This is a genomic window from Synechococcus sp. R50.1, assembly GCF_047462115.1.
GTDB lineage: Bacteria > Cyanobacteriota > Cyanobacteriia > Thermostichales > Thermostichaceae > Thermostichus.
The window spans coordinates 1-11,277 of the sequence record NZ_JANSIN010000069.1 but is presented as its reverse complement, the minus strand read 5'-3'; the positions used below and the strand labels follow the sequence as shown (position 1 = coordinate 11,277).

The 11,277-nt window shown below is 61.0% G+C and carries 7 protein-coding genes, 1 pseudogene and 1 CRISPR repeat array; of the genes and pseudogenes, 3 read left to right on the top strand and 5 right to left on the bottom strand.

Annotated elements, in window-relative coordinates; all coding sequences use genetic code 11:
- From NW870_RS12365 to NW870_RS12355, 3 genes are all read left to right on the top strand, one after another.
- Positions 1 to 263: hypothetical protein (locus NW870_RS12365; RefSeq protein WP_414375527.1), on the top strand; the 263-nt coding region annotated here is incomplete at its 5' end.
- A 120-nt stretch (positions 264 to 383) separates the two neighbouring features.
- The gene (gene recJ, locus NW870_RS12360; protein ID WP_414375525.1) at positions 384 to 2,639 is read left to right on the top strand and encodes a single-stranded-DNA-specific exonuclease RecJ; all 2,256 of its coding nucleotides are present in this window, start codon (positions 384 to 386) and stop codon (positions 2,637 to 2,639) included.
- A 164-nt stretch (positions 2,640 to 2,803) separates the two neighbouring features.
- A complete protein-coding gene (locus tag NW870_RS12355) occupies positions 2,804 to 6,103 on the top strand; it encodes an AAA family ATPase (RefSeq protein WP_414375524.1) in 3,300 nt (1,099 codons plus the stop codon).
- On the opposite strand, the gene NW870_RS12350 is transcribed toward NW870_RS12355, so the two are convergent.
- From NW870_RS12350 to NW870_RS12330, 5 genes and pseudogenes are all read right to left on the bottom strand, one after another.
- A complete protein-coding gene (locus NW870_RS12350) occupies positions 6,100 to 6,549 on the bottom strand; it encodes a GerW family sporulation protein (protein WP_414358213.1) in 450 nt (149 codons plus the stop codon). The two genes, NW870_RS12355 and NW870_RS12350, sit on opposite strands and share 4 nt — an antisense overlap.
- 55 nt (positions 6,550 to 6,604) lie before the next feature.
- Positions 6,605 to 6,868, bottom strand: a complete 264-nt coding sequence (locus NW870_RS12345) for a DUF2973 domain-containing protein (RefSeq protein ID WP_414358210.1) — start codon at positions 6,866 to 6,868, stop codon at positions 6,605 to 6,607.
- A complete protein-coding gene (locus tag NW870_RS12340; RefSeq protein WP_414358208.1) occupies positions 6,868 to 7,179 on the bottom strand; it encodes a DUF2605 domain-containing protein in 312 nt (103 codons plus the stop codon). The genes NW870_RS12345 and NW870_RS12340 overlap by 1 nt, the downstream gene beginning before the upstream one ends.
- 50 nt (positions 7,180 to 7,229) lie before the next feature.
- Positions 7,230 to 8,711, bottom strand: a pseudogene (locus NW870_RS12335) (cobaltochelatase subunit CobN); the annotation flags it as partial.
- A 52-nt stretch (positions 8,712 to 8,763) separates the two neighbouring features.
- Positions 8,764 to 9,939: a transaldolase gene (locus NW870_RS12330; protein WP_414375522.1), complete on the bottom strand. Its 1,176-nt coding sequence runs from the start codon at positions 9,937 to 9,939 to the stop codon at positions 8,764 to 8,766.
- 106 nt (positions 9,940 to 10,045) lie between these two features.
- Positions 10,046 to 11,193: direct repeats of the CRISPR family, unit length 29 nt; unit sequence CGGTTCACCCCCACGTGTGTGGGGACAAC.
- Between the last annotated feature and the right edge of the window lie 84 nt (positions 11,194 to 11,277).

Below are 11,277 nucleotides of genomic sequence, written 5' to 3'. Positions count from 1 at the left end.
GCCAGGAACTTCTTGAGTTTTCTCTATCTCGTCAGTGCTCTCTTTTGGCTCAAATGAAAGATCAACACAACCTAGGAAAGAAGGAGAAAAAAATCATGTCCACCAGCACCCTTGTCCGTTGCGCCTGTGAACACTGCAACTGCAGCTTCGAGAGCAGCCAAGGCTATCGCTACGAAGGCCAACTCTACTGCAGCGAAGCCTGTGCCACCCACAATCACGAGCACCCTTCCGCCTGCTGTGTGGCTTCTCACTGCTGCCAGTAGGGTTCAAGGTAGCCCATCATCCCCAGCCCTTTCCTCTGGGATCCATTTCCCCCCTGGGCCGTTTTTGATAGGCTCCTGAGAAGTTCTACTCTTGTCGGCCAAGGGGTCGGCCTAGCTTGCATGGATTACGGCTGGCGCGAAGATACTCCGCACCGCTGGGAGCTGCTGCCCACTCCCCCCCAGTTCAATCCGCAACTGAGCCGGGAATACGGCAAGTATGCGGCCAAGGTGATGGCCCTGCGGGGTCTGCACACTTGGGAGCAAGCGCGGGCCTTCGCGGATCCCGAACACTATTCCCCCACACCGTCGGGATCCCTGCCGGATCTGGAGCGGGCGGTGGCACGGCTGCTACAGGCGCGGGAAAGGGGAGAGACCCTGTGCATTTGGGGGGACTTTGACTGCGATGGTGTCACCAGCACCAGTCTTCTGCTCTCGGCGTTACAACCCTTGGGCTTCCGAGTCCAGTTCACCATACCGCTGCGCAGTACCGAAGGGCACGGCCTCAACCCTCAACGGCTGCAGCAGGTGCTGGCCCAGGGCTGTCAAGTGATCCTGACGGTGGATTGCGGCATGGGCAATACCGCCGAAATTGCCATGGCCCAAGCCCAAGGGGTGGATGTGATCGTGACGGATCACCACATGCTGCCAGATCCCTTGCCCGCTGCCTATGCGGTGGTCAACCCCTTGCGATTGCCGGCTGAACATCCGCTGCGCTTCTTGCCGGGGGTGGGAGTGGCCTACAAGTTGGCGGAGGCGCTCTACCAAGCCCTAGGGATCCCTGGTGTCGAGCAGCACCTGGATTTGGTGGCGGTGGGAATTGTGGCCGATGTGGCGGTGTTGCAGCGGGAGTGCCGCTACTTGGTGCAGCGGGGCCTGCCGGTGCTGGCCAATACCCAGCGGCTGGGGCTGCGGGCCTTGTTGGATCAGGCCCAACCCAAGGGATCCGTGCTGCCAACAGCCCAAGATGTTGGCTTTCGCCTTGCTCCCAAGCTGAATGCAATTGGCCGTCTGGAAGATGCCAGCCTGGCGGTGGAGCTGCTGACCACCCCTGATCCAGAGCGTGCCCAGGCCTTAGTGCAGCACTTTGTTGCCCTCAATGAGGAGCGTAAGCACCTCACCCAGCAGGTGATCCAAGAGGCCAGCCAACAGGTGGAGAGCATGGATCTGGCCCGAGAAGGAGCCATTGTTTTGGCCGAAGCCGGCTGGAACCCAGGGGTTCTGGGGATCGCGGCGGCGCGCTTGGTGGAGCAGTACCACTGCCCAACGGTGTTGATCGCCAAAGACGAAGCGGCGGGACGGGGCTATGGGTCGGGCCGTTCCCTGCCGGGGGTGAACCTGGTGGAGGCCATCGAGGCTGTGCGCCCCCTGTTGCTGGGGGGAGGTGGACACCCTATGGCAGCCGGGATCCAAGTGGCTCTCTCTTGCCTGGCCGCCGTACAACTGGCTTTGCGGCGGGAGCTGGCCGCGCGGGTCAGCCCAGATCACCAGGCTCGCACCTTAGCAGTGGAGATCGTCATCGATTGGGAGCTTCTGGCCTCTCAGGGCCGGGACGGGGTGGCAGAGCTGGATGAGGTGTATCGGCAGGTGCAGCTTCTGCAGCCCTTTGGGCACGGCAACCCCAACCCCGTCGTAGCCCTGATGAATGTTCGCTGCGGCAGCGTTAAGTTGGGGATTTCTCAGAATGGTCGCCACCTGAAGTTTGAGCTGGGATCCCGTACCCTGTGGTTTTGGCAAGCCGGAGAAGAGCTGGAGCGCTGGCAAAAATGCCAGGCTTTGGACATCGCCCTACAGTTGGAGGCGGATGACCGGGGCAGACAGCCTTGGCAGGGCAAAGTGCTGGCGGTGCGCCCTGCGGGAGAGTGGCAGGCACCCACCATTTCCGCCCCTCGCCTACAGATCCAAGATTTTCGGCAGAAACCCCTGCCGGATTCGCAGCAGGGGGCCATCTGTTACGACGGGCAGGAGGCCGAGAACTTTGTTCCACCACCCAAAGGGAAAGAGCTGGTACTGGCCCGCTGGCCCTGGCTACCGGCGGACTTGGCACAACTGCTGCAACAGGTACAGCCCCGAACCCTGATCCTGGCCGCTTCTGCCTCCCCCTGGGAGCAGATCCCCGCCCGAGTCAACTGGCTGATGCAACAGTGGCAGGCAGGCCAACGGGATCCCGACGAGCTGGCTGCGGCAACCGGCTTTCCCCGGCAGTGGCTGGCGGAACTGGACAGTCCGGAGCAGATCCCCACGCTGCTGATGGGCCGCCTTCAGGAATCCCAAGCCTTTCACCGCTGGCTGGATGAGGCTAGCCCCACCCAGATTGCCCAACTGTGTCAGCGGCTAATGCAATCGGATCCCAGGCCAGCAGCTTATTCCCAAAAGTAGGGGCATCTCCCAAGCGCTCTGCGCCACCAACGCGACCCCAAAAAGTAGGTAAGACTTGGGATCCTGCCAAGAACTTCAAGATGCTCCGCACCGCTATCGCGATACTCTGGATTAAATAATTCAACCCCATTTTTTCTGGCAACCAGAGCCCCTCAGAGTTTTCCGTGATCCCGGTTCGCCTAACCTTGCACAATTTTCTCTGTTACGCTCACGCCGTTTTGGATCTGCGCGGGATCCACACCGCCTGTATCTGTGGCCCCAATGGGGCAGGCAAGTCCGCCCTGCTCGACGCCCTCACCTGGGGCCTTTGGGGGCAAAGCCGGGCTAGCAATGACAGCGATCTCATCCGCAAGGGGGCCAGCGAAGCCTGGGTAGAGGTGATCTACCGCTCCCGAGGACAAACCTACCGCATCCTGCGCAGCCGTCATCTATCGGGCGAGGGATCCCTGGAGTGGCAAATTCAAACCGGAGAAACCGACGGCCAACCTCGCTGGCGTAGCTTGACCCGCCGCGGCATGCGCGCCACCCAACAGGCCATTCAAAGTCAGCTCAGCCTCGACTACGAGACCTTTATTCACTCCGCCTATCTGCGACAAGGACAAGCAGATGCCTTCACTCTGAAGCGTCCCGGCGAGCGCAAGCAGATCTTGGCCGACATGCTCAAGTTGGGGCAGTACGATTTGCTGGCCGACCGCTGCCGGGAACAGGCGCGCAGTGCCAAACTCAAAGCCGATCTGCTCCAAGAGCGCCTGCAGCAGCTCAACCAACAACAGGCCCACGTTGGCCAAATCCAAGCCGAGCTGGAGCGACTCCAACAACGACAAACTCATCTGCAGCAGCTCCTAGCCCAGCAACAGCAGGAATTGCAAGCCCTAGAGCGCCTCTACGAACATCGCTGCATCCTGCAGGAGCGCCACCAACACCTTACCCAACACTTGCAAAAGCTCGGCACCAACCTACAGCACACCGAGCAACAGTGGCGTGCCCAGCGACAGCACCTGCTCCAGTTGGAAGAGCTGATCGCCCAGAGTGAAGACATCCTGGCGGGTTACGAACGCTACCAAGCCCTGATGGCCCAAGATCGCCATCTCCACCACCTCTTCGAGCAACAGCAGCATCTGCTCCAAGAACGCCAAAAGCTGCAAGCCCAGCAAGCAGAGCAGCAACAGCAGCAACTGCGCAAGATGCAACGGCTGCAACAGGAGTTGGCCACCTGCCAAGCCCAGGCCCAAGCCGATGCCCAATTGCTGGCAGAACAGGAGCGCATCGAAATCGGCCTGCGCCACTACCAGCAAGCTCAAGAGCGTCTCCAGGCCCTGAACCAAGCCCAAGCTCAAGCCGCCGTCCTTCTCCAGCAGCAACAGCATTGGCAAGAGCAAATCCGCCGCGAGCGGGAACGCCTGCAAGCCCGCGTTCAGCTTCTCAGCCAGCAACTACAAAGCCAGGAAACTCTAGCCCAACAGCAGCAGCAACTGGAGCAGAAAATCGCCGAAGGAGAGGCCGCCTTGGCAGAGCTGGAGCGACGGCGTCTCTACCAGCAGCGGGTGTTGGAAAAAGTCCAAGAACGGCGGCTGTTCGTGCAAAAGCTCCAGGAACGCCAGCGGGTTCTCCAGCAACAGTGGCAACAGGAAGAAGAACGCTGCCGCCTGTTGGTGACCACCTGGGAGGAAGGTCAAGAGGTGTTTTCCGCTCAAAGTGCTCCGCGCAGCGAACGAGATCAGGTCACCCCCACTTTGGCAAGAGTGACAGCCCTTGTCGAGGAGGCAGCAGAACAAGAGGAGGGATCCCCGGCCCTATCTTCTGTCGGCCAGCCTGCCGAGCCACCCCCTGCAACGCCGACAGCAGAGCCGCAGGGATCCGGCTTTATGGCTCCGCAACGCCGTCGCAACTGGACTTGCCCCCTCTGCGCCCGTCCCCTCAGCCCGCGCCTGCGGGATGTGGTGCTGAAAAAACACCGCGAGCGTCAAGAGGAAATTGCCGGCGAACTGTTTGTTATCCGCGAACAACTGGCGGTGGCCGACCGGGAGATTGAACTCTTGCAAGCAGAATACCGCCGTCTCAGCCAAGAACTGGCCACCTGGGATGAGCGCCTGCATCTGCAAGGGCGATTGCAACAGCAGTGGGAAGCCGAGCAGGAACGCCGCCGGCAAATCCAGCTCTGGCAAGCAGAAGCGGCAGAGTTGAGGGAAATCCTTGACCGGGAAGCTTACGCTCAAGAAGCTCGGCAACAGCTCCAGCAGATCCAGCAGGCCCTGCAACAACTGGGCTATGACGAGCGCGAGCACGCCCTACAACGGGGAGAACTGGAGCGCTGGCGCTGGGCACTGGGCCGCTCTCAGGAACTCCGCAAGGCCCAGGAGCGCCGCTCTCACCTATGGGAGCAAATCGCCTCCCTACAGGCACAACTGGAAACCCTGCAACAGGTGGGATCCAAGGACTCCGTCCCGCTAGCGCGATCGGATTCTCCCCTGGCGGAGCGGTTGGCTCAGGTGGAACAGGCGTTAAACCACCTGGGCTACGATGGATCCCTGCACCAGCAGGTGAAAGCCGAACTGGCCCAAGCGCAGCTCTGGCCCGCGCGCCTGCAAGCCCTCCAGGTGGCCCGCCAGGAACTGCCGGAGGTGGCAGCCCGCACCCAAGCCCTATCCCAACGCCTGCAGGAAAGCCGCCAGCACTTTGCCCAAGCCACCCAAGAGCTGGAACAGCTTCACCGACAACTGGCCGAGCAACCCAGCGTTTCCTCAGCCCGCCTACAAGAGATCCGCCAAACCCTGCAGGAGCGCCGCCGGCAACTGGATGAGGTGCTGTCTCAGATAGGGGCTGCCCAGCAACGGCTACAACAGGCGGTTCAACAGCAGGCGGAGCAAGCCGAGCTGGAACAACAACTGCAGCAGGCCCGCCGCCAGCAGCAGGTGTACCAAGAGCTGGCCAATGCCTATGGTCGCAACGGCATCCCCGCCCTGATCGTCGAAAATGTCCTGCCGGAGCTGGAAGCCCAGGCCAACCAGATCTTGGCCCGCCTGACCCAACACCGCCTGCACCTGCAATTTGTAACCCAGCGCTCCGGGCGACGCTATTGCTCACCGGCCAAGCTGTTCTCGGTAGCCGGACGGAGCTCTTGCGACACCCTCGACATTCTCATCGCCGATCCCCACGGCACCCGCCCCTACGAGACCTACTCCGGCGGAGAAGCCTTCCGCATCAACTTCGCCATTCGCCTGGCCCTGTCCCGCCTGCTCACCCAGCGCTCGGGATCCGATCTGCAAACGCTGCTCATCGACGAGGGGTTTGGATCCCAGGATGCCACCGGACGCGCCCAACTGCTGGCCGCCATCAACGCCATCGCCCCCGACTTTGCCTGCATTTTGGTGATCACCCACATCCCCAGCCTGCAGGATGCTTTCCCCCACCGCATCGAGGTACAGCCCTCTCCCCAGGGATCCCGCCTTCACATTCGCGGCTAGCCGGGCCGGTCGGATGGGATCCCGGCACGAGTCTGCAGCCACTGCTGCAACAGGGGTACCAAGGCCTCGCTGAGTTGGTTCCACTGGTCGGGCTTCTGGGCGGTGGTCAGCAGCTCCACCCGCTCCCCCCGAATCACCAGAAAGCCAACCGGCTCGATGCGCACCCCGCCCCCTGCTCCCCCGAACAGGCTGGCCGGATCCCCGCCGTTGCCGCGAAAGCCAGAAGCAGTTTTGCCGAAGTTGCCCCCTCCCCCACCCAAGCCGAAATGTAGGGACATGTAGGGGACGATGATCGTCTCGCCAATGGTGATCGGCTGGCCAAAGGTTTGTCCCGTTTCCGCCAAAACCTTCAGCTTGCTGAGCACCGCTTCCAGTACGGCTTCCACGTTGAAGTCGGATCCCATCTCGGTTGACTTGCCCACCAGACGCTTGGGCAGATGGCGCACGGCACCTTTCCAGGCTACTGCAGCCCCTCCAAGAGAGGAAGCCCAAGAAACTCCCCTAGTCTTCGTCCGGCGAGCCGGAATAGAGATCTTCCAAACGGCTGCGGGCTTCTTCCAAGCTGGCCGAGCGAATCACCAGCAGAGGCTCTTCGGTGAGGTTGCCATCTTCATCCAGCAGCTCTGGGTGAGGGATCCGCTGGCGGGCGCGACGGGGAGAGGTCTTGCGCTCTTCCACGCCCAACGTGATGACATTGGCAACCAAGTTGCGCAGGGCCAAAAAGGCAATGGCCACAAAAGCGATGAGGTAGAGAATCTGCAGCATCACAGGTCAGAGGAGGGGTGAATCTGGCGAAATCGACGGCCCAATTCGGCACATTTCATCAGCAGGCGATGCCATTTTGCCATCAGCCCAGGGTCGATGCCAACCTCTTGATCGGACGCCTGATAAAGCGCTTCGGCCACCTGTAGCTCCGCTTGAGCGGCCAGAACCTGTTCCAGCAAGGACTGTTGCTCCTCTGGGCTGATCAATTCCAGGGTCTCTTCCTGCAAAAAGCGGCGAGAACGCTCAAACCAGTAGCGGTAGTCTTCCAGCAGCGGCCCCAGAATCTCCCGCAACAGCTCGGCTTTGCTCATGGCCTGGGATCCCTCCACAACTGGTTTGGATGAGAAAAGCTTAGCAGAACTTAACCTTCTTTCGCCACAGGGGGGCAGGATTCCAGGTAGGCTTCCATCTCCAGCATCAAGGCTTCGATCTGGGGCAGCAGCTCTGGGGCCTGCTCTTGCCAGTAGCCCCGCTGGTGGGCTTCCAGCAGTCGCTCGCTCATGTCCCGCAGCGCCCAAGGGTTGTGGGATCGCAGGAACTCCTGGACTTGGGGATCCAATAGGTAGGCGCGGGCCAGCCCTGCGTACATGAAATCCGGCACAGCGTGGGTAGTGACATCGTAGGCGAAGAGATAGTCCAGGGTGGCGGCCATCTCGAAAGCGCCTTTGTAGCCGTGGCGCATAACACCGGCAATCCACTTGGGGTTGATCACGCGGGAGCGATAGACCCGGTCGATTTCTTCTGCCAAGGTGTGGATTTTAGGGTTGTGGGGGCGGGCGTGATCCCCAAAGTAGATCTGGGGGTTGCGGCCCTGGAGTGCCCGCACTGCCGCCACCATCCCCCCTTGAAACTGGTAGTAGTCATCGGAGTCCAGCAGGTCGTGCTCGCGGTTGTCTTGGTTGTGGAGCACAATTTGCAGGTGGGCCAATTGCCGCCGCAGGGCTTCGGGGGCGGGTTGTCCTTCAGCCTCAGCCCGGTAGGCGTAGCTGCTCCAGTTGAGGTAAGCGCGGGCCAGATCCGCTTCTGTTTCCCAGTTTTGCGCCTCGATCAGCCCCTGTAGGCCGGCCCCATAGGCCCCCGGCTTGGAGCCGAAGATGCGCAGCCGCGCCCGCTCCGCTGCTGCTTGCGGTGGGATCCCCTGCTGTTGCCAGTAGTCAGTATCGGCCAACACCTGAGCTCGCAAGGGGTTATCGGCTTCCGGCTCCTCCAGATCGGCCACGGCCTGCACAGCTCGGTCAAACAGGGCAATCAAGTTGGGAAAGGCATCGCGGAAGAAGCCGGAAATGCGCAAGGTCACATCCACCCGAGGACGCCCCAAAACGGCCACGGGCAGGATCTCGATATCCACCACCCGTCCCCCATCCCAGCGGGGTTTCACCCCCAGCAGGGCCAGGGCTTCGGCCCAATCGTCGCCGCCGGTGCGCAGGGTGGAAGTTCCCCAGACGGATAGCCCCAGACGACGGGGGTACTCCCCTTGCTCTTGCACGTAGCGCTCCACCACCCGCTCTGCCGCTCGCGCGCCAATTTGCCAGGCCGTTGGGGTGGGAATGGCGCGGATATCCACCGAGTAAAAGTTGCGCCCCGTGGGCAACACATCCACCCGGCCTCGGGTGGGGGCGCCGGAAGCGCCGCTGGGCACGTAGCCGCCGTTTAGCCCCTGGAGCAGGTGATCCAGCTCCTGGGGAGTTTGCTGCAGGCGAGGGAGCAGATCCGTCTCGATCCAATGCAGCACCTGCCTGGCTGTCGGCCCCGGTGGCGGATTGTAAGGGATCCCCTGCAAACGCTGGGCAATCCACAGGCGGGCTTGTGCCTCCAGGGCGGCAACCCCATCTCCGATGTGGCGAAAGCGCTCCCCCTTGGGGCCTTGGGTCGGATTTTGGGAGTGGGGAAGCATCCTACCTCAGGTAAACCGCTGCCCCCAGCCCTACCAACATTTCTTCCGGGGTGATCTTGCCATCTTGGTTGGTGTCGAGGGCATCGAAGACGCGATCCGCCCCCATCCATTCCTCGCGGGTAATGTAGCCATCCCCATCCAGGTCGTAGACGCGAAACACGTCTTGGGCCGCATGGGTAATCACCACTTTGTTGCCCTCCAGCTTGTGTAGCCGCTCGGTGAGCAGGTTTTCCAACACCTCCAGCGCCTTGGAGAAGCCCTGGATCCCTTCTTCCAGCTTTTCTGAGGCCATGCGGTTTTCCCGGTGCATCTGGTCGAAGGTAGCTCGATCCATCACCAGGCGCGGGATGTCCATTTTCTTGGCTTTTTCCGGATCCAGTTTGCGCTCCAGGTAACCCTCGGTGTTCTGCAGCTCCGCCAGCAAGGCGGGCGAGATGGTCAGGAGATCACAGCCGGCCAACTCGATGATCTCCCCGATGTTGCGGAAGCTGGCCCCCATCACCTCGGTCGGATAGTCGTATTTGCGCAGATAGTTGTAAATCTGGGTTACCGATTGCACCCCCGGATCTTCGGCAGGGGGATAGCTCTCCCGGCCCGTGTGTTTCTTATACCAATCCAAGATGCGGCCCACAAAGGGCGAGATCAGCTTCACCCCCGCTTCGGCGCAGGCGATGGCCTGGTGTAGGCCAAACAACAGGGTGAGGTTGCAATGGATCCCTTCTTTTTCCAGGATCTCGGCAGCTCGGATCCCTTCCCAAGTCGAGGCAATTTTAATCAGCACCCGGCTGGGATCCGCTCCTGCTGCCTTGTACAGCTCGATCAGATGGCGGGCCTTGGCGACCGTAGCTTCCGTGTCGTAGGAGAGGCGGGCATCCACCTCGGTCGAGACACGCCCAGGGATGATGGACAAAATGCGCACGCCGAAGGCTACCGCCAATTGATCGATGGCATGGGCCACCACGGCTTTCGGCTCAGCTTTGGATCCCACCTCTTGGCGAGCTTTGAGCAAGGTCTCATCGACAATGCCCTGATACTGAGGCATTTGGGCTGCAGCCGTGATCAATGAGGGGTTGGTGGTGGCATCTTGAGGCTTAAAGCTCTCGATGGCGTTGATATCACCCGTATCGGCGACCACGACAGTCATCTGTCGCAATTGCTCCAGCAAGCTCTTGCTCATGTTCGGCTCCTTGAGATTGCGCTACGCGCCGCTTCTGCGACCTAGTTTCAGTGTTACCCATCCCATTCAGGGATCCCGGTAGACATGAGATTGTCTTAATTCTCTGCCGCTCACCCCCACGTGTGTGGGGACAACGCTGGTGGAGCTGGCCCGCGGCGGGCGAGAGATCCGCTCACCCCCACGTGTGTGGGGACAACACTTCCATGTGCTCATGATGGTGCGCCCGTCGTACGGTTCACCCCCACGTGTGTGGGGACAACGAAAGTCATGTCGTTGGGCACTGCTGCAATCAGCGGTTCACCCCCACGTGTGTGGGGACAACTCGTTAAGGTGGCCGGGGGAACAGTGCCGACGGACGGTTCACCCCCACGTGTGTGGGGACAACTACTGCAGCCTGGTCACCTGTATCTGCAGCAAACGGTTCACCCCCACGTGTGTGGGGACAACGGTCTCGACCGCGGAGCGGCGCCCAAAGGGCGCCCGGTTCACCCCCACGTGTGTGGGGACAACGGTCGGATGGGGATATAGAGACGATTCCCAGATCCGGTTCACCCCCACGTGTGTGGGGACAACATATAACCGACATAACCCAATTCTTCCAATTCTCGGTTCACCCCCACGTGTGTGGGGACAACGCAGCTGAAAGAGAATCCCTTTGACCAAGATGTGCGGTTCACCCCCACGTGTGTGGGGACAACGCTGCCGTCCTCCTGCTTCTCGAGCAGCTTGAGGTTCACCCCCACGTGTGTGGGGACAACGGGCCAGCTCTGGGCGTTTGGGCCGGCTGTGGGCGGTTCACCCCCACGTGTGTGGGGACAACGTGGAGTAGGTAGGCTATGGGGGAAAGAAAATACGGTTCACCCCCACGTGTGTGGGGACAACTGCAGTTTTCGTGTTTCCCTACCCGCAAGAATGCGGTTCACCCCCACGTGTGTGGGGACAACGGCCAGCCAAGCCTGAAATACTTTTGGGTTATACGGTTCACCCCCACGTGTGTGGGGACAACAATAGAGGCCCTAGGCATCAGCAGAGCATCCTTCGGTTCACCCCCACGTGTGTGGGGACAACGAGCTCTTTGGTGTCTGTTGTCGCCTTGTTCATACGGTTCACCCCCACGTGTGTGGGGACAACGATTACTACACCCCCCATAGCAATACCCGGAGACGGTTCACCCCCACGTGTGTGGGGACAACAAGGAACGCCGTCCGGCCAGCGGTCGCAACTGCGGTTCACCCCCACGTGTGTGGGGACAACCTGGACTCCCCTAGGTTGTGTTGATCTTTCATTTGAGCCAAAAGAGAGCACTGACGAGATAGAGAAAACTCAAGAAGTTCCTGG